Below are 20,978 nucleotides of genomic sequence, written 5' to 3'. Positions count from 1 at the left end.
GAAAAGGCTCCCACTTCCTCGCCTTCCTCGGCCTCGCAGCCGCCCTCACCTGCTACAAGAAGCTCGCGAAACTCACCACATGAGACATCCTCTTAGCTTCCGGTTCGGGTTCGGAAACACGCTCTGAGCTTGGCATTTATCCTCGTCGGGCTTGGTGTTCCTTGATCGACTCGGAGCGTTTGACCGTCTTTCCGACGTCGTGACGTCTGGCCCGCTGCTTGTTCTTCGAGCCGGGAGGCCGGCCCGGGCCCGGCTTGGACGGTTTCGGTGCCGCCGCTGGGCGAGCGGTAGTCGGACGGATGGTGCGAAACCCCCGCCGTACTCGGGCGGGGGTGAGGCGGCGGGGCTCGGCAGGCCGCTCCCAGGGGCGGCGGAGGTCCTCGGCCAGAGGCCGGGCAAGGCGGAGTTGTGTGTGGACGCCGATGATGAGCCAGGTCCACAGGTCGGCGCTGTCGGCGTGGCAGATTTTCGGGGCGGTCCACCCGAGCGTCTGCTTCATGAGCCTGAAGGTGTGCTCCAGGTCGAATCTGCACAGGAACGACTGCCACCAGCGGTCCACATCCGCGCCGGTGACAGCGGTGGCCGAGCACCACAGCCAGACTGGTTCCGGGTCCCGGTCGCCGGGCAGGCGCTCGACCTTCAGTCGCACCAACGTCCCGTGAAGGATGGGCAGTTCCTCATCGGCGTGGTCCAGCCAGGGGCCGCGGTGGGTGAGCCTGGGGTGCATCCGGTCCCACGCGATCGCCTCCGCGGTGCCGTAGCGGGTGGTGTCCGTGACCGTGGTGACCTGAGGCTGATGCCAGCTCTCGGGCTTCGCAAAGGTGAGGACGCCACCGTGTCGACGCGGGCGCCCGCCCTTCGGGGTGGAGCGTGCGGGGCCCGCGTCGCGGAGCATGACGCGGTCCGAGCGCAGGCGCCCGACCAGCACGACCGGAAGGTCCGCGAGAGCGTGGGAGAGGTAGGCGACATCGTAGCCGGGGTCCATCATGATCAGGATCTCCGGGTCGCCCGGCTGCCAGTGTCCGGCCTGTGTCAACCGCTCGACGACATCGCGCAGTTGGGCGGCGGTGACGGCGGTTGCGTCGTCGGCCGGCCCGAGGCGCACGGCGTCCAGCAGCGCGACCCAGGAGGTGCGGCCTGTTTCCAGGGCGGCGGCGAAGGAGTACGGCCAGCCGGGAACGAGCTGGTCCGTTTTGCGGTCGCCACGTCCGTAGACGTGGCAGAAGAGCCGGTCGTCGCTGGTGGGAGCGTCGGGGCGGAGCCAGTTGCTCACATCGACGGCCAGCACGATCCTGCCGTCGGCCGCCCTCGGCAGCGGCGAGCCGGCCAGCGTGCGACGCAGCCGGGCCGGCTCCAGCCAGCCCCGGTCCAGCGCGGCGTACAGGGCGCCGTGCCCGCGCCGGTGCTCGACCGCGAGTGACAGCTCGACCAAGGTCTTCACGGGCCCGTCCGCGCACAGCACCGCGTCGGTGAGCTCGAAGAGTGCGTCCGAACGTGCGTAGAGGCATTCGTAGAACTCAACCCGAAAGCGGAACAGCAGGGCCAATGCCTGGCCTGCAGGAGCGTCGACGGGGAGACTCATAGAAAGCGGCCGTTCTCTCGTGCTTCGTGACTCGGCATCTCGAAGCGTGGAGAACGGCCGCCTCCGCTGTCCCGGAAAGAACCGCAGATCAGCAGGTCGAGTGACCTGCGAGGTTAAACATCAAGCTCAGTCGGCTCGCCTCTCCCACGCGGACAGGGGGTCATGCCAGCCGCGGGAGTACGGTCAACCGACGTGCACGGGTGCTTCCGAGGGTGTGCCCGCACGCATCGGCTTCTTGATCAGCAAGGTGGCGACGGCAAGGGCGAGGGTGAAGGCAACCGCACTGGCGATGAAGGCTACGCGGTACCCGTGGACGTATCCGTCCAGGCGCACCGCCTTGGTGATCGTGCCATCCTGGGCAGCGAGGAACCCGGTGAGCGTCGAAACGTACAGTGTGTTGAGGAGTGCCGGCCCCATCGCGCCTCCGATCTGTTGGGTTGTGCTGATCATGGCACTGGCCACACCGGTGTCGGAGGGGTCGATGCCGGCCAGGGCGGTATTGGGCAGGGCGACGAATGCTGCTCCGAGGCCCAGTCCGATCAGGATCATCGCGGGCAGCACGACGAGAAGGTAGCGGCCGGTCTGTTCGATCTGGGGTAGCCACAGAGTGCCGATCAGCGCTACGGCGATACCGCTGACCATCAGCCGCTTGGGGCCGACCTTTGGTACCAGCGCGGCACCAAGCGTGGCTGCGGCGATGAGGCTGCAGGAGAAGGGAAGGAAAGCCAGGCCCGCGTGGAGGGGCTGATAGCCGAGATTGGCCTGGAGGTAGTAGGTCAGGAACAGCATGAGTGCGAAAAGACCGGCGCCGGTGAGCAGGGAGATCAGGAACGCACCGCCCCGGTCGCGGTCCAGGACTACGCGCAGGGGCAGCACGGGGTAAGCCGTGCGGCGCTCGACGGCGATGAAGGCGGCGATCAGCGCAGCACCGGTGATCAGCAGGGCCCAGGACAGCGCACTGGACCAGCCCTTCTCTGCGGCGTGGGTGAAACCCCAGACCAGTGAGACCAGGCCGATGGTGACGAGCAGGGCGCCGGGAATGTCGTAGCGGCGTCTGCCTTCCACCCGGCTTTCACGCACCGTTGCCAGGGCTGCGAGGGCGGCAGCCAGGGCGATGGGGGTATTGACGAACATGCACCAGCGCCAGGTGGTGTACTCGGTCAGCACCCCGCCGATGATGAGACCAACGGCGCCGCCGGCGCCCTGCAACGCACCGTAGACGCCGAATGCCTTGGCTCGCTCACGAGCGTCGTTGAAGGTGACCGCGATCAGGGACAGTGCCGCCGGAGCAAGGAGGGCGGCGAATACGCCCTGCAGGGCCCGTCCGGCGAACAGAACCGCGCCAGTGGTGGCGAGACCGGAGATCATGGAGGCGGCCGCGAACCCCACCAGGCCGATGAGGAAGACGCGTTTGCGGCCCACGAAGTCGACGATGCGGCCACCGAGCAGCAGCAGGCCTCCGAAAGCCAGCGAATAGGCGGTGACCGCCCATTGCCGGTTCGCGTCGCTGATGCCCAGATCCGACTGTGCCTGCGGGAGAGCGATGTTGATGATGGAGGCGTCCAGCACCACCATCAGCGTGGCCACTGAGATCACCGTCAGCGCGAGCCAGCGGCGCGAATCCAGTCCGGGGCGGTCCTCAGCCGAGGAGGAAAGAGGCATTGCGGCACCAATCGGGAAGTCGGGGCGGGCGTCGCCCATAACGCGGCCGGGAGATGGGGGCACTTCGTCCGGCCGCTGCGCGCACGCACGGCCTCGACGCCGGTGCGCTCGCGCCGGACGAGGGCTGAGGGACGTCCTGGCGGGCCGGCCGTCGCCCGTGCGAGCAGGGCGGCGAGGTCACGGGGCCTGCTCGCACGGGTGACGCCGGTGTGTCCGGCGGTTCAGCCCTGGAGGGTGGCGAGCCAGTCGGTGAGCAGGCGGTTGACCTCCTCGGGACGCTCCTGCTGAATCCAGTGCCCGCAGCCCTCCAGGAGGTGGGAGGCGGACAGGGCGGGAAGAGTGGCGGGATAGGCGTCGATCGCGTCCGCCATCCAGGTGGTGGAGGCGTCCAGTGCGCCGCCAATGAACAGGGACGGCTGCTTGATCGGGGCGCCGCGATGGAGGGCGAGGTCCTCCCAGTCGCGGTCCATGTTGCGGTAGCGGTTGAGGGCGCCGGTCAGGCCGGTGCGCTCGAACTCCCCGACGTAGACGTCGAGGTCGTCCTCGATCAGCCAGGCAGGAAGCTTGCCCATGGGGAAGCGGTCGCGGATCTGGCCGTCACCGCTCTGGGTCACGAAGTGCGGATCGGGCTCGCCCTGAGCGGGCATGGTGTCGGCGGACAAGGCCGCGTAGAAGCCCGTGATCCAGCCGCGGACGTCGGGCTCGATCTCCGCCTCGGCGCGACCGGGCTCCTGGAAGTAGGAGACGTAGAACTCCTGCTCGGGGCCGCCGATCTGGTCGAAGATGTCGGTGGGGCGGGGGCCGCCGGGTGGCGCGTAGGGGACGCTCAGCAGGGCGACGGCGCTAAAGACCTCGGGGTGGAGCAGGGCAGAGGTGGCCGCGATGTTGGAGCCCCAGTCGTGGCCGACGACCACCGCGTTCTCCTCGCCGAGGGCGCGGACGACGGCGAGGTTGTCCTCCACCAGGTCGAGCATCCGGTAGGCGTCGGTCGCGGCGGGCTTGGAGGAGCGGCCGTAGCCGCGCACGTCGATGGCCACGGCCCGGTATCCGGCTGCGGCGAGGGCCGGGAGCTGCAGCCGCCAGGAGTACCAGGACTCGGGGAAGCCGTGCACGAGCAGGATCAGCGGGCCGGTGCCCTGCTCGACCAGGTGCAGCCGGCCGGCGGGGGCCTCGATGGTGCGGTGGCGGAGTTCGGCGGACGGCTCGGGCTGCATGGGTTTCTCCTCGGTTCGCGGTGGCGCGGGTACACATCGATCATGCGGTGCGACGGCCCCCGACGCGATTGGCGTTGCCATTCGGGCAAACTTGCAGGACAGAGCCGGGCGGCACGGCCGGTGAGAAGGGAACAAGAGTGACGGACGACGGCATAGCCGAGACGCTGGCGGCGATGGGCCCACGGTTGCGGGCGCGCGCGAGCGGCACGGCGCCACGCTCACCGGCGTCAGCTGTGCGACCGGGGTCGCTACGTGCGTGCCGTGGGAGGTGGGCCAGGGCGGCCGAGCGGGCGGAGGCAGCGGTGATGCGCGTGTTGCCGTGTGGGCATTGCCTGCACACGAGGACGAGCCCGTGGGCGTGCGGGTGCAGTTCCACGGTCCAGGCGCGTGGGGTCGCCGGGGATGTTGTACGCAGCGTCATGGGCGCGTGTTCCTCCTGCTGTTTCCGCGCCGATTGCGTTGTCGCTTGTGGGGTGGCCGCCCGCCGTAGTGCAGAGGTCTGCCCTGCTGTAGTAGATGCCACCCGGGCAAATAGGGCAGAGGTCTGCACTGACAGGGCAGGGGTCTGCACCGCCGGATGGGCAGGTGACGATCTTTCCGCCCGATCCGGACCTCGACGCGCCGCGGTTGGAGCTCGCGCGTCTGCGGGCCGCGCGTGGGTGGAGCTACGACGAACTCGCCGACCGCAGCGGCCTGGCCAGGCGCACTCTCATCGAGATCGAGCAGGGGCGCACTATCGGCACGCTGAAGACCTGGCACGCTCTCGCTCACGCCCTGCAGACCCCGTTCGACGAACTGTTGAGCGCCCTGTGCCGCAGGCATGACCAGCCCGGCTCGTCCCGGGACTGACACCCCGCCCAGGCGGCGGCTGCAGACCATTCGCACACCAGCCGCAGCACATGAGTCCGCGCCCCGCGGCTGTTCCGCGCCGGCAGGGGGTGCCGGTAAGAAGATCGCCGGGCGGAAACGGAGCATCGTCGTCGACACCATCGGCCTGCTGCTCGCGGTGCTCGTCACTGCGGCAAACGTGCAGGACTCCGTGGCTGGCAACCAGCTCCTGGACCAGGTCGCCGCCGAACACCCCGGCATCCGCAAGGTCCGGCGGCGGCTACCGCCAGCACCTCGTCGAGCACGCAGCCACCCTCGGCATCGACATGGAAATCACCGTCCGTGGCCCCGGAACCAGGGTGGCTGGATCATGATGCACCGCCGCCTCGCCCGCGACTACGAGACGCTCACGGCCAGCTCCGAGGCGGTGATCCACATCGCCTCGATCGACAACCTCGCCAAGCGCATAACAGACGAGTGCACACCAACCTGGCGAGGAACTTACTAGGGCATACAGGGCAATGCGCCTAGATCAAATACCCTCTCAGATACCCTGTTGCCGCGGCTGCACGCGGGAGAATGCGGAGTTCAACTTCGTTGCTCCGTCGTTGAGGCGGGAGCCCCGAAGCGGCTTGGCAGCAGGCTTGGTGGTCCGGGATGGTGCGGGGAGGCATGCGCGGGAGGTCATGGAGATAGGGGTCGAGATGGGTGCTTGAACGGGTAAAGTCGAGAAGGGGGTGAGATGAGCAAGCCACGGGTGGAGCACGACGCCGAAGTGCGTCGATTACGACGGTCCCTCGGAGATGACCGGAGGGTGGTCGTGCTGTACGGGCCTCCCGGTGCCGGAAAGTCTTCACTGGCCCGGAAGTTGGCGGGCGAACTGGGCTCGGATCGCAGGCTGCCTGTCCACTGGCTCGCGATCGGGGTGCGCCGCCCCACCGGTCTGGAGCGCCTGCTGCTGCGGTTGCTGCTGGCGTCGGGCGCGCCGCAGACTGAACTGCGTCCAGCCCTTCTGAGCGCATCCGAGGATCTGGTGAATCTGGCAGCGACGGCCTGCCGGGACTGGTTCCGGGCCCACCCAGCGGTGATCGTGCTCGACGACCTGTCAGAGGCCACCGACGGCGAGGACCTGCTGGGGACGGTCGCCCGGCTGCTCGACGACACACGTTGTGTGCTGATCGCAACCGCACGGCTCAGCCGTGCGTCGGGGTCCGACGGTTCGGCCGTCGTGCGGCACCGGATGGACCTCACGCCCGAGGCCTCCCGGAATCTACGATCCATGGAGCGTCTCGCGCCTGTCCTCCTTCACACCCTGGCGACCTGGGAGGGCGCGGAGTTCTCGCTGGACATAGCATCGCCCTTCGTGGGCCTCACTCCTGTCTGGCGGCGTGACGTGATCGAGTGGGCCCACCGGGAGGGCATGCTGCAACGGCCCCGCCCCGGCTGGTACGAACTGCGCCCCGCCCTGCACACTCGGCTCACCCTCACCCAGCCGCACGACACCCTCCGGTCCGGTTCCCGCCGGTTGGACTCAGGGCTGGCTCGGGCCGTGCTCAATGATCCGGGCGAACTGGGTGACGCCGCGGAACCCTACGTCGACCTCGCGCTGCGCCTGGGCCGGTCCGGTGAGTCGAACTCCCGTGAATTCACTACCTGGCTGGCACACCAGCTCGCTCGCGAAGGCGCCCTGCTTCCCCTGCTGATGCTGAAGTCCGGGCTGGGACACACGATCGACAACCGGGATGCCCTCACGATTCCGCTGGCTGTGGCCGCCAGGCAGGCCGGACGGCCACGGGCCGCGGCGGAGGCGCTGGCGGGCCTCAACACCCCGGACGCGGTCCGCGAACTCGCCGTAACCCACCACCACATGGGTCAGCTGACAGTGGCCGAGGCGACCCTCGACACTCTCCCCACCGGCGTACCGGACGGCTGGGCCCTGCACACCCGCGCCGCGATCCGCACCGACCGCGGCGCATTGCAAGACGTGGGCCGGCTGTTGCGGCTCGCGATCGAGACGCACCAGGTGCGCGGGGACCGGCGCGGCGAGGCATGGGCCGTCTTCCACTACGGACGGCTGCGGCTGATGCGCGGCGACCTGGAGGAGGCGCGCAAGCGGCTGGAGACGGCGGGGCACACGTTCCACGAAGTGGGCGACGTGGTGGGGGCGGCGTGGACGAACACCGAGCTGTGCAGGGTCGCGCTCCTGCTGAACGGCCCAGAACCGGACGTTCTGCTGGACCTCAAGACGGCGCCCTCGGCCCACCAAGGGCAGGGCGATGTGCGGGGCGAGGCATGGGCAATCCTGCTGCAGGGGGTGGCGTACGCGGATGCTGGCCTCCCAGGCTCGTCGGCGTTGGTGCTGAACCAGGCGCTGCGGTTCTTCGAGAGCCTGCCGGACCGGCTGGGTCTCGCCTGGACCCTGCACCACCTCGCTTGGCTGACGACGGACGACCGTGCGGCATCGCTGCTTCGGGTTCTGAACGTCTTCGCAGACACCGGCTGCGGGACCGGCCCGGCCTGGACTCTGCTCCAGCTGGCGGCCCGTCCCGACTCCACCGCTCGTACGCGGCTCGACGAGGCCCGGTCGCGCTTCGAGGCGCTAGGCGACACCGCGGGCGAGCATTGGGTGGCGGTCGTGCGGGACGGCCCCGGCTCCCATCGCGGGGCGCAGGCGATCCGGGCGCTCACGAACTGCTTTCCACGCCATGTCCTCAAGAACACGGAGTGGGACGACTTCGACACCGTTCCGCTCGTCGTCCGCCACCTCCTCCCGGAAGCCGCAGCCTCTGCGGAGGGCACCTGGGCCAGCGACGTGTCTCCCGCCGCCCTCGTCCGCCTCCTTCTCCTCGACGACTTCCCCACCACCGGCACGGCTGCCCGCGTCATGTTGCGTGTCGACCCCGGCCCGGCGCACTCCGGGGCCACGTCGGACGCGCACCTGCCACCACTGACCGCGCGGGCGACCCCGCTGACCCATGCCGACGTCGACCCGGCGCACTCCGTACTGGTCGACAGAGCCGCGGTCTTCCGTTTCGCCGCGCATCTGGCAGGCCGCCACCGCATCCGCTTCACCATCGAGGACATGCAGTCCGACACAGTCCTCCAGCAGGTGGAGACGGAGATCGATGTCACCGGCACGCCCGGCACCGACGTCGCTCCCTTCGCTATCCCGCACCCCGAAACCGCGCGGAGGCACTGACCCCGTGGCCCGTGAACTGCCCGTGCGTGTCGTCCAGGATCCGAGCCTCGGGTTCACCCGCCTTCCTGGACGCGTCCCGCCGCCCGACCTCGTCGTCAGTCTCGACGTGTACGGCGACGACCGCATCCGCGCCCGCATGCACGGCCCCGCGGTGCGGGCGCTCAGCGGCACCGAGCACAAGACCGACCTGGAGAAGAGCGCCAGGGAGGTGCGGAAGGTGACGGCGAGGCTGCGGCAGAGGTGGAAGGGCGAGTTCGTCGACGTACAGCCGCTGGACACGTCGGGCCGTCCCGCGCCTGGGCGTGCGGCCTTCCCGTACGCGTCCCTTGTGGACCTCACAGACCAGCCGCCGGACGAACTGCTGGCCGCGATCTCCGAACTAGCCGGGGAAGGCACCCATTTGCTTTTCGAGGAGCTGCTGGGTGGGGACAGCAAGCCGGTGCGGCAGTTCCGCAACTTCCTTGACGAGGCCCTGCGCGTCGACGAACCGCTGCGCGTCCGCTTCGACTCAGACCTCTTCGTGCCGTGGCCGATGCTGTGCCTGCCGCCGGACGTGACGGACGAGCCGGGGCTCGTCGGCCTGTTCCGGCGCTTCCTCGGGCACCGACACCTGATCGAGCAGACCGGCGGCTACTATCCGGTCATCGCGGACACCCGCGAACACGCCCCACCCGCCGTACCGTCCGTGAGCGTCAACCACGATGTCGGAGTCGATCCGCGCGGCCTGACCCGGGCAGCCGAGGTCGCGGCAGTCCTGGCCCGAAGCGGCACCCTGGCCGAGCGTACGACCCGGCTGCAGCTGGAGCAGGCGCTCAGCGATCCGAATCTCGACGACCAACTGATGTACTTCTGGTGTCACGGCCACTTCATGACAGCGCACCCCGAACCGCCTTATCTTGTAGTGAAGTTGACCGACCAGCGGCCCATTGACGCCTACACCGTCCGCAGGCACCGCCCGGCCCCTCACGACTGCGCCCCGTTCCGTCCCTTCGTCCTACTCAACGCCTGCTACGCGGGCCTGGCCGGCGACGTCGACCTCGCCTACCTCGGCCGCGCCCTCATCGAGGCCGGCGCACAGGGCATCCTGGGTCCGCAGATAGAGATGCCGCAGGTCTTCGCAGCGGAGTACGCCCTGGAGTTCCTCAGCCGCTACCTGAGCGGCAACGACTCGGCGGGCACGGTCGCCCACGCTGTGGCCCGCCACTTCGCCGACGAGCTGCACAACCCGCTGGGCTTCGCCTACGCCCTGCACTGCGGCATGGACGCACGCCTGGAACGCGCCGAGTCCGCGGAGGTCAGCTCATGAACCCGACCGACATCCAGGTGGTCGACCTCGGCCCCGATGGCTGGCTCCTCCAGGACACCGCCGTCGGCCCTCGTCCCGTGCCCGCCAACCGTCTCGACGACCACTTCACTGAGGCGCTCGCCCCGCCCGCCTGGGCCACCGACCTGCTCGTCTATGTGCACGGATGGCAGACGAGCCCGCGGTCCGCGCTCGACGCGGTCCGGCGGCTGGTGGCACTCGCGGCCGACCGGCACGACCCTGAGCGGTATCCGCAACTCAAGTCCTGGCGGCCCTGGACCGTCCTGGTTCGCTGGCCCTCCCGGTCATTGCCTTCCCTGGGCGGCTACCGCCGTATCCGCGACAGGGCGCATGCGATGAGTACAGAGGGGCACGCGGCCCGGGTGATCGGGCGGCTGCTCGGCTATCTGAACGCGGAGCGGGCAGACCCGGCCACGCCGCCCGTGCTGGCCAACCGCGACGGGCAGTATCTGCACCTTGTCGGGCACTCCTTCGGCTGCCGTTTCCTTTGCGAGGCAGTGCAGTGGGCGGCCGGGGCACCGCTCACCTTGGGCTGGAGCACTCCGGAGCCGACGGGACGGCCCTTCACCGTGGACTCGATGCTGCTGTTGCAGATGGCGGCGTCGCGTGATGCCTTCTCAATGATGTTCACCGCGCTCGGCGAGGCGCCGCTGCGCGGGCCGGTCGTGGCGACGTACTCGCAGCACGACCGGGCCACCGGCTTCTGGCATCTGCGGGCGGAGAAACGGGCAGGCATCGGGTACGCCGGCATCGGCACCGCGCCCGCCCCAGTCTCCGCGATCCGGATGCGGGCGCCCGGGGAACCATACCCGCTCGCCGCCCTCGACCATCGCTTCGTCAGCGTCGACGCAAGCGACGTCTTCGTGCACGGGCACGGTCCGGGGGGCGCCCACTCGGACCATCTGCGGCCAGAGTCCGCCCACCTACTACTGTCCCTGGCCGACTACTGTCGGTGAGTGGTCGCGACCTAGTGCTGGGTTCCTCAAAGGATGTACACATAGCGGCGGCGTACATGTCTGGTGGGTGGTGCGGGCCTGCCCCAGATCCAGGGGCGGGCGCGGGTGTTGAGCTGGTCGGTGGCGGCGCGGGTCGCGTGGGTGATGTGGCCGGGGTCGCCGAAGGAGCGGCCGGCCAGGGCGGTCTTGCGGAAGATGCGCCACCAGCCTTCCTGGAGGTTGAGCCAGCAGGCACCGACCGGGATGAAGACGTGCTTGGTGCGTGGGTGGTCCGCCAGCCAGGTGCGGGTGGACACACTGTTGTGCGAGGACAGGTTGTCCGTGACCACATAGATGTCCCCGATGGGGTCGGCTTCCTCGACCAGTTGAAGGACTGCTGGTAGAAGGCACTGTTGCGGGAGGTGGCGGTCATCGTGACGGCTTGAGGGGCACGGACGCGTAAGGCGCCGTAGACCCAGGTCTTCTCCGGTCCACGGAGTAGTCGATCTCGTTCTTGACGCGGTGTCCGTCCGGCGACCGGCCCGGTGCCGGCGGGAAGGTACGCGGGATCACCGGGCCGAGCTCGTCGGCGCAGACCACCGTCGCGCCGTCGGGCGAGCTGGTGCAGAGCTCGACGATCCGCGTCCTTTTCCCTCGAAGCCGCCCGCCGGGCTTCCAGTCGCGGTGCAGGTGCTCATCGAGCGCCGACAACGCGATGTTGAAGATCAACGGGGAAAGGATGCCGCCTTGCGGAGTGCCGGTATGGGTGTCCCTGCGTCGACCGTCCTCGGCGAGGATGCCCGACTTCAAGAACGCCTTCACCAGCGCCAGGACGCGTTTGTCCTTGACCCGTCCCCGCACTGCGTCCATGACGGCGCGGTGTGAGACGTTGTCGAAGGCCGCCTCGATGTCGGCGTCCAGCACCCATCGGTAGCCCTTGGTGCCGAACCGCTGGATCTCGGCGATCGCGTCCTGGGCCCGCCTCTTGGGCCGGAACCCGTAGGCAACCGGAAGGAAATCGGCCTCGAAAATGGGCTCCGGCACCAGCTTCAGCGCAGCCTGAACGGTCCGGTCCGCCACGGAAGGAATCCCGAGGCTTCTGACCTTCCCGGACCCGCCCGGCTTGGGGATCTTGCGTTCCCTCACCGGAAGCGGCCGGAACGATCCGGACGTCAGATCCGCGCGCAAAGCGTCCAGGAACCCGGGCACTCCCGGGGCCGACTCGACATCGGCGACCGTCAGGCCGTCCACGCCGGCGGTCCGGGAACCCTGGTTGCCCGTGACCCGGTCGAATGCCAGCATCAGCGTCGCCGGGTCGTGCACGAAATTGAACAAGTCGTCGAACCGGCGGCCAGGATCGGCCACCGCCCAACGGTGAAGCTTGGTCTGCATCTCCAGTACCCGACCTGACGGTCCCAGCAGGGCCGATCCGGCCGGAGCGCCGCCGTTCGGCGGTGCGTCTTCCGGCATTGCAGTCTCCATCCCTTCCCGTAACTGCTGCCGCCCTTCCCCCTGTTCCGGGCTCTCCCCGGCTCCAAGTACTACGGCGGCTCCGCCCCCTCCCGGACCGATCGGCCGACGATGAGCCCAGCCACCGCGCCGCACTGGCCGCGCGGAACAGCGGCAGATCCGGGACGGTTCCCGTGTTCACTGCTGACCGTTCGTCGCAGGAGGCGCCCGACTCTGCCCCGGCGGCATCGCCGTGGTTACGCCGCAGGCATTCACCACAGCCTCCCGGACCTGCACATACAAACCTGCCCGGGAGTTCCCCAACCCCTGAAGGGAGTTGGGTGCGCACCGCATCCGGCCCAGATCCGCCAGGTTCGAGCCGGTGACTCATTTCGGGGCGTAAACGCCAGTTCCTCTCGTACACCTCTGCGTCTCGCTCGCCGGACCCGACCCATCTGGCAGTACTGGGCCGTCCCGGCTTTGTCGCGGCTGCTCCCGCCCTCCCCGGCATCTCCCGGATCAGGCTGCCGCCAGCTACGCTCACCCCGCTGCGACGGGGCGAACGGTGCAGGTCTTCCACCTCCACTCGGTCAAACAGCGCTTTCCACGGCGCACGAAGATTTCAAGTCCATTGAGACGGTTGTGATGCTATGACGTTTGTGGTGCGGTTTCCCTGCGCTTGGCTGGGTCGTTGATCCATGCCTGTTGGGGTATCCGGGGTGGTCGGGGGCGGCGGCCGTCGCGTTCGGGGTGGCGGGTGTATGCCTCGGCGAGGGTGACGGCCCGCTGGTCGCGGACCTCCTCGGCGGTGCCGAAATGCACGCTGGCCGGTGTGTGCCCGCCGATGCGAATGCTGGTGCTCGTGGTTGTAGTACGCGCTGAACGCGTCGAACCACTCGCGGGCATGGGCCGCGAGTCAAACCGTTCGGGGTAGTCGGCAATTGGAGTTGCCCCGGTCGGACAGACATGGACGGGCTTGTGAGCTATGCAGTGGCGTAGAGGACCTTACTGATTTCGGCGCTTCAGGGTGATGGTGGTGGGAGGTCGGGGGAGAGTCCGGTCCCGGCAACGAAGCCGTCGAGGGGATGCGGGCGGTACTGGAGGCGTTTGAGTCGGTTGCGGACGAGGGACTCGATCCGGTCGAAAGCCATGCTCCCGAGGTTGGCGAGACTGCGTTTGACGTGGGCCCATAGGTACTCGACCGCGTTCAGTTCGGGTGCATAGGAGGACAGGATGAACACCGTCAGCCACTCCCGTGCCTCGATCAGCTCGCGCATGGTGTGGGAGACGTGGGTGTTCAGCCGGTCCCATACGAGCACGATCAGCGCCTTGACCAGCTGGTGCATCCCGTCGATCAGGCGGATGCAGTCGTCCTCGGACAGGCTGCGGCGCTCGCCCTTGCGTCCGATGTGCAGCCGCAGCCGGTGGCACAGCCGGGTCCTCGAGCCCGGACGCGTCGCGATCAGCCCGGCGACGGAGACCCCTGCCAGCAGATCGAGACGGCTGACCGATCGCAGGGACCAGCGGAAGAGGACCGCGCCGAGCAGTGCGGCCGTGAGGAAGCGCAGGCCGACGAAGAAGCCGGCGACGAATCGGCCGATTGGGCCGCCCTCATGGCCAAGCGGCGCCGCAAGACCCTTGCGGCCTGCGAAGCCTGCCATGCGGACATCCACAGCCGTCCTCAATGATCACGGAGCAGTCACTGGAAAGCGACGTGCGGTGAAAGTCGCATGCGTCGTTTGGGCTGGGGGCCGTCGGAGAAGGACCTGCGCAGCAGACACCTCGCCGACGGCCCACCAGTACCAGTCTCCCGCATCGGGTAGCGGCCCTGGTGGCCGCTGACGGAACGGTGCCGGTTCTTCCAGGCCGTGAGCACCGGCTCGGTCAACGCCCACTGCTCGTCCGTCAAGTCGCCCTGGTACGGCTTGCGTTCACTCACCCCACCGATCCCAGCAGGCCACCGGCAACGCACCGCCATGTTCCGCCTCCGTCCACACCATCAGGCGACACCAGAAATGCCCCATATGGTTACGAACCACCCACTCATGGCTCTGCCCGGAGGACAGGCACATCGCCAACACGAAGTAGACCACCAGCCGGGCCGGCAGCAGCCGGTTCCGCTGCTGCCCCCGACCCGTCTCCGCCAACACCTCGTCCACAAGCGACCGAGGTAAGCACCGGCGGTGGGTGGCCGAGCTTGGTAAGTGGTGACGGTCGACCGGCTTGGTTTGCGGTCCGGAATCGCGGTTGCCGACCAGATCACTCCGTTATGGGCAGGCACTCGGCAAGCAGGTCGACGACGTCACGCCAAGCTCGCTGCGCGTGCCGTGGGTGGTAGCCGACGCCGGGGAGCACAGTGTGGCCGACCGGTGGGTGGTGGAAGGCGTGCAAGGCGCCGCCGTAGACCACGAGGCGCCAGTCGACGCCTGCGGCCTGCATCTCGGCGGTGAACGCGTCCCGTTGCGCGGGCGGCATGATCGGGTCTTCCGACCCGACCCCGGCCCACACCGGGCAGCGAATGCGCGCCGTCTCGCCCGGTCGGCCCGTGGTCAGTGCGTTGACTGTCCCGATCGCGCGCAGGTTGACGCCGTCGCGCCCGAGTTCCAGCGCGATTGCGCCCCCGGTGCCGTAGCCGACGGCGGCGATCCGGTCGGGGTCGGTCCGCGGTTCGCCGCGGAGCACGTCGAGCGCCGCGTGGCCGATGCCTCGCATCCGGTCGGGGTCGGCGAGCAGCGGCATGCAACGGGCCAGCATCTCCTCGGGGTCGCCCAAATAGCGCCCTCCGTGGAGGTCGAAGGCCAACGCCACGTAGCCCAGCTCGGCGAGCGCATCGGCCCGGCGGCGCTCGACGTCGCTGAGCCCTATCCCCTCGGGCCCGACCAGGACCGCGGGCCGGCGGTCGACACCGGCCGGGAGCGCGAGGTGCCCGATCATCGTCAGGCCGTCGGCCGCATATTCGACCGTGCGCGTTGTAACCGTCGTCATGAGCCTGGACTGTAGTGATCTCCGAGCCCGGTCGGGCCGGTGTTCTGCCGCTGGCAGAAGGCAGGTCTCTGGCGTGCGTATTCCGGAACCACCCCGTCAGCGGTTCAGCTGAGCCATCAAGTCCCGGTTCGCCGCGCGTGCGGCGAGGTCCTCGTCGCGCTCGGCGAGTTCGGAGCGGAGGTCGAGGATCCGCTGCTCCAGCTCGCCGATCCGGCGGGTGAGTGTTTCGACGTCGGCGGAGGCACTGAGCCCGGAGGCTTCCCAGACGGCCTGTCCGAGCGCTTCGGACAGGCGTCGTTCGAGCCGGGTGATGTGCGCGGAGAGACGGCCGTTGCGGGCCGTGCGGTTCGCGACGTCGGCCAGCAGCGACTGGCGGCTGACCTGGGCCCGGCGGTAGCGCCGGGCGGCGGTTCGGCTGCGCGGGCCAGGACGACCGCGTGCAGGTCGCCGTGGCGGTGAATCAGGCTGCGGTGGACACCGGCCGCGCGGGCGACCGCGGAGACGGTGACCTCCTCGCCGTTGGCGGCGAGCTGGTCGAGGGCCTTGAAGACTCGGGCCCGGCGGCTCATGAACCACGCGCCTTCAACGACAACTACGACGTGCACGACAGGGCGACGAGAAGCGTCGTACACCGCTCCCCACCTCCGGGTGATGCGACAGTGCACGACGCCGTCACGAACCAGAGAGACCGTCGCGAGCTACCTGCTGCGCATCGCCGACACCACCGCCACCGCCCAGCGCGGGGCGACGCGCCCGCGGCGCTGCGGGTGCTGCCACAGGTGGCGACCCTGCGGCAGGTGTGGGTACAGCACTTCCATCTGGTGGAGGGCGAGGTGGAGCGGCGGGACCCAAAAGACCGCCCACCGGGGGCGAAGCGCCTGGTCACCCCGTATGACGTCGAGGCTCGCCGCAGCGTCAAACGCGACACGATGGGGAACGGCTACAAGGTCCGTCTCACCGAGACCCGCGAGGCCGACACGGTGCATCTGATCACGAACGTGACCACGAGCGTCGCCACCGTCCCCGACGACCGGATGGCCGCTGTCGTCCACACTGGCCTCGCCGCACGGGGCCTGCTACCCGACGAACACTGGGTCGACGCGGGCTATGCCAACTCCATTGCGCCGGCCGCCGCCCGCATCGACCACGATGTCGCTCTGCACGGGCCACTGGCGCCGGTGACCGTGCCCCAGGCCCGTGGCGAGGGTGCCTACGGGCAGGACGCCTTCACCATTGACTGGGACAACCAGCATGTGACCTGCCCGAACGGCATCACCAGCACCCAGTGGCACCACCGCCGGTCAGAAGAACAACTGCCCGTGATCCGGGTCCGGTTCTCGCCTGCAGACTGCCGCACCTGCCCCAGGCTCCGGGACTGTGTCAGCTCGCCGAAAGCCCAGCGCCGGGAGATCACCTTGCGGCCCCGCCACGAGTACGAAGCCCTTCACCAGGCCCGGCAGCTACAGGCGACCGACGAGTGGAAGGACCGTTACAAGATCCGTGCCGGGGTCGAAGGAACCATCTCCCAGGGAGTGCAAGCCTGCGGCCTGCGCAGATCCCGCTACCGCGGCCTCCGTAAAACCAGCCTCCAGCACCAGCTCGCCGGTGCCGCGATCAACCTCATCCGTATCAACGCCTGGCCCACCGACAAGCCCCACGCCCGGACCCGGACCAGCCCCCTGGCAGCACTTCGCCCCGCCGCATAACGACGGGGCGAAGCATCAGGGCCCGGGTTTAACCAACAGCGTCCGCAGTCCGTGTAGGGCCCCGCTGTCGTCGGTCAGCCGAAGTCGAGCGTCTCCTGCGCAAAGTCGGCCGGAGCCGGGCTGGGCTGGCGGGCGGCCCTCCAGCGCTCGGCCAGCTCGTCCTTTCATCCCTTGGACGGAGGCCACGAGACGCCCCAGGCGGCGAGCTGGTCGCGCTTCCAGCCGCCGACGCGCGTGCGGGCGGCTTCGACCTCTTCGGGCGAGGGCAGGTCGGGCATGGTCAGCGACCGCCCATGAGTGACGGCGGCCATGACAAGCTCCCCACTACGGGGAGAACCAAATGGCCGTTGACAGATGTTTCGGCGGCATTGCTGCGCATGTCTGTGGCCCATTCGAGGGTTCTTTGGAGGAGGCTCTTTTCCCGAGAGGCGGTCGGACTGGTGCGGTGGGCTAGCGTGACTCACAACCGCCCAGGCACTGGACCATCCGCGGAACGGCCGTGACGCTCTGGCGGTCCCTCAGCGAGCGAGCAGAAGAGTCGCCCGACATGTCCAACCATTTCACCGGCCTCAGCCTTGGACCGCCGCTCGGCGACCAGCGCCTTGATCTCTGCGATCTTTACGCCTTCCAGGCCCCTGGTGATCCGAGCAGGACCGTCCTCATCCTCAACGCCAACCCGAACGCCGATGCCCTCCACCCCGACGCCGTATACTGGCTCAACATCGACAACGACGGCGACTACCTGACCGACATCGCCTTCAGCTGGGTCTTCAGCCCGCCGGAAGCCGACGGCTCGCAGACCTACAGCGTCTTCAAGGCAACCGGTGCGGATTCCCGCACGCCCGGGGCAGTCGGCACCAAGATCGTGTCGGACGCATCCGTCTCCTTCGGCCCGCAGGCCAACGTGGTCGGCAGCGGCGACTGCAAGGTGGCGGCCGGCAGCCGCAGTGATGCCTTCTTCTTCGACTTCGACGGCATCAAGAACCTGTTCGACACCAGCGGCAAACGGAATTTCACCGCACCGCATCTGGGCGGAAAGTCCCCGTGGACCGGGGTCGATTCCAACACCACGGCCAACGTCTTCTCCATGGCCATCGAACTGCCGACCGCGGAGCTGGCCCCCAGGCCCGAGCTCCACATCTGGGGCCGGTGCAGCGTCCTGCGCGACGGCGAACTCATCCACGCGGACCGGGCCGGGCACCCATCGATGAGCAGCTTCTTCAACACCGATGACACAAAGGAGGAGTACAACGCCAGCGAGCCGGTCAACGACCGGGCCAGGTGGACTGACCAGTTCGTCCACCTGCTGGGCCACACCGGCAGCTACACGCGCGAAGAGGCGATCACAGCGCTCGACGAGCACGGCCTCCTGCCGGACGTCCTGCGCTTCGACCCCTCCAAGCCTGCCGCGTACCCCAATGGCCGGACATTCACCGAAGACGTCATCGACATCCGCGTCGCGTTCCTCACCAAGAACGAGGCTCCCCCCACCGGTCTGACCCCGCACACCGACACCCTGGACCGGTTCCCGTACCTGGGCGACCCGCACCCGGCAACCACCCCCTGAGGCCCTGACAATCGCTACCGCGGAGCACGGATCCCGACTCCGTGGACCATCGACACGGCAGCCGGTACCAGCTGACCATAGGGCAGGACACGTGTGGAGAGCCGGATGCGTGGAAACGCGCACGTCCGGTTCGGGTCGGCGGCTCGGGGAAACGGAACGACGGCAACGTCGTCACCGCGTCCCGAGCCGACCGCACAGGGACACACCGCCGTCACCTTCGCTCCCCGCTCACATGCGACTGCGGCGGCGCCCGTGCCTGTCCCCACATCGAGGACCCGTACGCCCAGCCCGACCAAGGCAGCGTCGAGGAGCCCAGGCACCGGATACGCGCAGAGTTTGCTAAAACTGGCAGATCAGCGGCGGCGCAGTTCCTCGGACCAGTTCCGGAGCGGATCGGTGAGAATGAGGTTGTCGCCGCGGCTCACGGTCTGGAGCAGTTGGGTGCATACGGTCGCTTCGGCGGCGAGGCCGGCTGGACTGCCCAGGATGGGGAAGGCGTTGCGGACGCGGGCGGCGGTGTCCGGCTGGAGGAGCGTGTAAGCGTAGAGCGCGGTGGCGTCGAAAGCCTAGCCCCAGCCTTCCCAGTCCAGGATGCGCAGGGGTTCGGTGAGGTTCGCCCAGTGCAGGTCGCCGTGGGCGGTGGTCCAGGAGGTCACGGCGGGGGCTGGGATGCCCAGGAACTCGGGGATGGCCCGGTCCATGTACTGCGGCCGTACGGCGACGCGGTCGGTGGCGGCCACTGCCGTCTTCTCCAGCGCCCCCGCAAGCGTTGTATGCGATTGCGGTGGATCTGCCGGCGCACGTACTCCGGAGTGAGGCTGTGCCGGTGACGGCCTGGTCCTCAGTGAGGACACCGGCGTTCACGGGGTCGGCGCCGGTGGCCGCGGTGAAGTAACCGGCCTTCGCGGAGATCCGCAAGGACAGGTGAGCGGCCAAGGCCGGGGTGAGCAGGGTCTGGGCGCGGCCGGTGGCGTAGTTGGGGGCGGTGTCGATCCATTGTGCGCCGGAGGCGGCCGCGCGGGCAGCCGCCTCCGGGATCGCCCGGCACCGGTAGGTGCCCAGCACGAGCTGTGCTGTCACAGCAGGCTCCCCACCACGGCGGCCTGCCCGGCAACGAGTTCCTGAAGAACCAGCCCGACGACGTCCTCCAGAGCGAGGCTGGCTGTGTCGGCGAGCGCGGCCAGGTCCATGGTGCGGCCGGCAACCGGCGGTCGGAGCACCGCCTCCGCCTCGCGCGCAAACTCGTACGCGGTGCTGGCGGCGGACAGCGTCACCATGTCCTCGCCGACGTCCAGCGCGGCGCGGGCGGTGGTCAGCCGCGCCCGCAGGCCGCCGTCGACCGGGACGGCGTCGATGAACGGCAGGCTCGGCACCATTCGGCCGACGGCGTCCGTCGCCGTCCGGTAGCGGGCGAGCAGCTCGGGGTCGTGCAGCTCACGACGTTGGGGAGACCTGTCCACCACTCGGGAGCAGGTCCCGTATCTCTGTGTTCCGGGACCGGCCCGGCTCGGACATCAGCCGGTGGCTTTGAAGTGAACCGTTGGATCATGTGGCGCGTTGTGTGTGCAGGAAAGAGGCTGTGCTTCTTCGGCTGAGTCCTCGGAGGGAGTGCCGGGGGGTGGTGACGAAGGCTGAGGGAGGCCGGGGCAGTTCTGTGGCCGCTGCCCCTTGCCGGGGCGCCGCCCGCTCTGGTGGCCGTCTTGAAGAGACTTGGTGCCGGTTCGGGTTTACGTGATGGAGGACTTCTTGGATCAGCTCACTGGTACCGGCGACCGCGACCAGTCCGCGGCCTGGATCCAGGCCCTGTACTTCCCGCAGGACGGCTCACTCCCCCTGGTCCCGACCAGCGTACTGCCATCACTGACGAGGAGAGACGCGCCTGAGCCGGAGGCGAAGGCCCGGCGGCGGATGCACCATCTCCCCAAGCCCAAGTACCGGAACAGTACTGCGGAGGAGAAGGTACTGCGGGATGCGGAGATTCCCTGGCTGCAGAGGGAGAGCGGCGGTTTCCACATCGACCCGGGCGTAACGCGGGAGAACGCTTTGAAGAGGGCGGGTTCTTCTGCCGTGCCGGCTCTGCCGCCCAGGTATCGGCCTCAGATTGCCGCCCCTGCCTCTTCGCCGCCCGTGGCAGAAGTGCCCGCCTGGCCGGCGCGGCTCGCCGCCGGTGCCGCGGGTGCCGCCGGGGACCCGTTCGCGACCGACGGGCATGAGGGAGCCACGGCGGCGGGCCGGGCTCGTGCCAGGCCGGCAGCGGTCTGCCACCCGGCACCGGGATGCCGTGGACAGGACCACATCCCCCTGGGCCAGGATGACGGTGTGTACCCTGCGCAGCCCGGATCCCCCGATGCGCACCCAGGGTTCGCGGAGGCGCTGTCCGGCGGCTCCGGGGACGGGTTGAACCCGGTCGTCTACGAGGACGTGGACGTACCGGAAAACCTGTGATGACGGCAAGAACATCCCCACCACGGACGACCTAAACCCGGTGACGCTCCCGCCGAAAGCCTGGCACCCGCACGAGCCGACT

18 protein-coding genes and 3 pseudogenes are annotated in these 20,978 nt (G+C 69.0%); 8 read left to right on the top strand and 13 right to left on the bottom strand.

All coding sequences use genetic code 11. The annotated features are described in order from the left end of the window. Positions 1-136 precede the first annotated feature (136 nt). From ACFY2B_RS26870 to ACFY2B_RS26860, 3 genes are all read right to left on the bottom strand, one after another. Entirely contained in the window at positions 137-1,582 is a 1,446-nt protein-coding gene (locus ACFY2B_RS26870) for an NF041680 family putative transposase (protein ID WP_390765626.1), read from the bottom strand. 183 nt (positions 1,583-1,765) lie between these two features. Further along, on the bottom strand, positions 1,766-3,283 hold the full coding sequence (locus tag ACFY2B_RS26865; protein WP_390765625.1) for an MFS transporter: 1,518 nt from the start codon (positions 3,281-3,283) through the stop codon (positions 1,766-1,768). A gap of 182 nt (positions 3,284-3,465) precedes the next feature. Then, the gene (locus tag ACFY2B_RS26860) at positions 3,466-4,458 is read right to left on the bottom strand and encodes an alpha/beta fold hydrolase (protein WP_390765624.1); all 993 of its coding nucleotides are present in this window, start codon (positions 4,456-4,458) and stop codon (positions 3,466-3,468) included. A 585-nt stretch (positions 4,459-5,043) separates the two neighbouring features. Here ACFY2B_RS26860 and ACFY2B_RS26855 point away from each other — a divergent pair. The 5 genes and pseudogenes from ACFY2B_RS26855 to ACFY2B_RS26835 all read left to right on the top strand — a co-directional run bounded on the left by ACFY2B_RS26855 (position 5,044) and on the right by ACFY2B_RS26835 (position 10,765). Continuing rightward, the gene (locus tag ACFY2B_RS26855; protein WP_390765623.1) at positions 5,044-5,307 is read left to right on the top strand and encodes a helix-turn-helix transcriptional regulator; all 264 of its coding nucleotides are present in this window, start codon (positions 5,044-5,046) and stop codon (positions 5,305-5,307) included. A gap of 91 nt (positions 5,308-5,398) precedes the next feature. Continuing rightward, positions 5,399-5,794 (top strand): annotated as a pseudogene (locus tag ACFY2B_RS26850) (transposase); the annotation flags it as partial. 234 nt (positions 5,795-6,028) lie between these two features. Continuing rightward, a complete protein-coding gene (locus ACFY2B_RS26845; protein ID WP_390765622.1) occupies positions 6,029-8,485 on the top strand; it encodes an AAA family ATPase in 2,457 nt (818 codons plus the stop codon). A gap of 4 nt (positions 8,486-8,489) precedes the next feature. Continuing rightward, a complete protein-coding gene (locus ACFY2B_RS26840; RefSeq protein ID WP_390765621.1) occupies positions 8,490-9,791 on the top strand; it encodes a CHAT domain-containing protein in 1,302 nt (433 codons plus the stop codon). Beyond that, the gene (locus ACFY2B_RS26835) at positions 9,788-10,765 is read left to right on the top strand and encodes a hypothetical protein (protein WP_390765620.1); all 978 of its coding nucleotides are present in this window, start codon (positions 9,788-9,790) and stop codon (positions 10,763-10,765) included. The genes ACFY2B_RS26840 and ACFY2B_RS26835 overlap by 4 nt, the downstream gene beginning before the upstream one ends. 26 nt (positions 10,766-10,791) lie before the next feature. Here ACFY2B_RS26835 and ACFY2B_RS26830 read toward each other — a convergent pair whose 3' ends face one another. The 7 genes and pseudogenes from ACFY2B_RS26830 to ACFY2B_RS26800 all read right to left on the bottom strand — a co-directional run bounded on the left by ACFY2B_RS26830 (position 10,792) and on the right by ACFY2B_RS26800 (position 15,178). Continuing rightward, complete coding sequence (locus ACFY2B_RS26830) at positions 10,792-11,094, bottom strand: transposase (RefSeq protein ID WP_390765619.1); 303 nt, start codon at positions 11,092-11,094, stop codon at positions 10,792-10,794. A 79-nt stretch (positions 11,095-11,173) separates the two neighbouring features. Further along, positions 11,174-12,349 carry a reverse transcriptase domain-containing protein gene (locus ACFY2B_RS26825; protein WP_390765618.1) on the bottom strand — a complete coding sequence of 392 codons (1,176 nt, stop codon included), beginning with the start codon at positions 12,347-12,349 and terminating at the stop codon, positions 11,174-11,176. Positions 12,350-12,841: 492 nt separating this feature from the next. Next, positions 12,842-13,015, bottom strand: coding sequence for a hypothetical protein (locus tag ACFY2B_RS26820; RefSeq protein ID WP_390765617.1), 174 nt, complete (start codon positions 13,013-13,015; stop codon positions 12,842-12,844). A gap of 200 nt (positions 13,016-13,215) precedes the next feature. After that, positions 13,216-13,659: a transposase gene (locus ACFY2B_RS26815; protein ID WP_390765634.1), complete on the bottom strand. Its 444-nt coding sequence runs from the start codon at positions 13,657-13,659 to the stop codon at positions 13,216-13,218. Between the two features lie 388 nt (positions 13,660-14,047). Continuing rightward, a pseudogene (locus ACFY2B_RS26810) lies at positions 14,048-14,132 on the bottom strand (IS5/IS1182 family transposase); the annotation flags it as partial. Then, complete coding sequence (locus tag ACFY2B_RS26805) at positions 14,125-14,451, bottom strand: transposase domain-containing protein (protein ID WP_390765633.1); 327 nt, start codon at positions 14,449-14,451, stop codon at positions 14,125-14,127. The gene ACFY2B_RS26805 and the pseudogene ACFY2B_RS26810, both read right to left, overlap by 8 nt. Before the next feature lies 1 nt (position 14,452). Then, positions 14,453-15,178, bottom strand: a complete 726-nt coding sequence (locus ACFY2B_RS26800) for a dienelactone hydrolase family protein (protein ID WP_390765616.1) — start codon at positions 15,176-15,178, stop codon at positions 14,453-14,455. A 749-nt stretch (positions 15,179-15,927) separates the two neighbouring features. Between ACFY2B_RS26800 and ACFY2B_RS26795 the strand changes: the two are divergent. Further along, positions 15,928-16,884, top strand: a pseudogene (locus ACFY2B_RS26795) (transposase); the annotation flags it as partial. A gap of 164 nt (positions 16,885-17,048) precedes the next feature. Here ACFY2B_RS26795 and ACFY2B_RS26790 read toward each other — a convergent pair. Then, complete coding sequence (locus tag ACFY2B_RS26790) at positions 17,049-17,195, bottom strand: hypothetical protein (RefSeq protein ID WP_390765615.1); 147 nt, start codon at positions 17,193-17,195, stop codon at positions 17,049-17,051. Between the two features lie 236 nt (positions 17,196-17,431). On the opposite strand from ACFY2B_RS26790, the gene ACFY2B_RS26785 reads away from it, so the two are divergent. Continuing rightward, positions 17,432-18,451 (top strand): DUF4331 family protein, encoded by a 1,020-nt coding sequence (locus ACFY2B_RS26785; protein WP_390765614.1) that lies wholly within the window; start codon positions 17,432-17,434, stop codon positions 18,449-18,451. 566 nt (positions 18,452-19,017) lie between these two features. Here the strand turns inward: ACFY2B_RS26785 and ACFY2B_RS26780 are convergent. Together ACFY2B_RS26780 and ACFY2B_RS26775 are read right to left on the bottom strand one after the other, a co-directional pair. Continuing rightward, entirely contained in the window at positions 19,018-19,191 is a 174-nt protein-coding gene (locus tag ACFY2B_RS26780) for a hypothetical protein (protein WP_390765613.1), read from the bottom strand. Between the two features lie 336 nt (positions 19,192-19,527). Then, entirely contained in the window at positions 19,528-19,911 is a 384-nt protein-coding gene (locus tag ACFY2B_RS26775; protein WP_390765612.1) for a winged helix domain-containing protein, read from the bottom strand. Between the two features lie 253 nt (positions 19,912-20,164). Between ACFY2B_RS26775 and ACFY2B_RS26770 the strand changes: the two genes are divergently transcribed. Continuing rightward, on the top strand, positions 20,165-20,896 hold the full coding sequence (locus ACFY2B_RS26770) for a hypothetical protein (RefSeq protein ID WP_390765611.1): 732 nt from the start codon (positions 20,165-20,167) through the stop codon (positions 20,894-20,896). The last annotated feature ends 82 nt before the right edge of the window (positions 20,897-20,978 follow it).

This window comes from Streptomyces sp. NPDC001270, from assembly GCF_042896695.1.
Lineage (GTDB): Bacteria > Actinomycetota > Actinomycetes > Streptomycetales > Streptomycetaceae > Streptomyces.
The sequence above is the reverse complement of the archived record's forward strand: the minus strand, read 5'-3'. Positions and strand labels throughout refer to the sequence as shown.

Coding starts and splice junctions, on each gene's coding strand:
- ACFY2B_RS26790 (WP_390765615.1), bottom strand. CDS start 17,195: ATGGCCGCCGTCACTCATGGGCGGTCGCTGACCATGCCCGACCTGCCC.
- ACFY2B_RS26835 (WP_390765620.1), top strand. CDS start 9,788: ATGAACCCGACCGACATCCAGGTGGTCGACCTCGGCCCCGATGGCTGG.
- ACFY2B_RS26800 (WP_390765616.1), bottom strand. CDS start 15,178: ATGACGACGGTTACAACGCGCACGGTCGAATATGCGGCCGACGGCCTG.
- ACFY2B_RS26845 (WP_390765622.1), top strand. CDS start 6,029: ATGAGCAAGCCACGGGTGGAGCACGACGCCGAAGTGCGTCGATTACGA.
- ACFY2B_RS26870 (WP_390765626.1), bottom strand. CDS start 1,582: ATGAGTCTCCCCGTCGACGCTCCTGCAGGCCAGGCATTGGCCCTGCTG.
- ACFY2B_RS26865 (WP_390765625.1), bottom strand. CDS start 3,283: ATGGGCGACGCCCGCCCCGACTTCCCGATTGGTGCCGCAATGCCTCTT.
- ACFY2B_RS26785 (WP_390765614.1), top strand. CDS start 17,432: ATGTCCAACCATTTCACCGGCCTCAGCCTTGGACCGCCGCTCGGCGAC.
- ACFY2B_RS26860 (WP_390765624.1), bottom strand. CDS start 4,458: ATGCAGCCCGAGCCGTCCGCCGAACTCCGCCACCGCACCATCGAGGCC.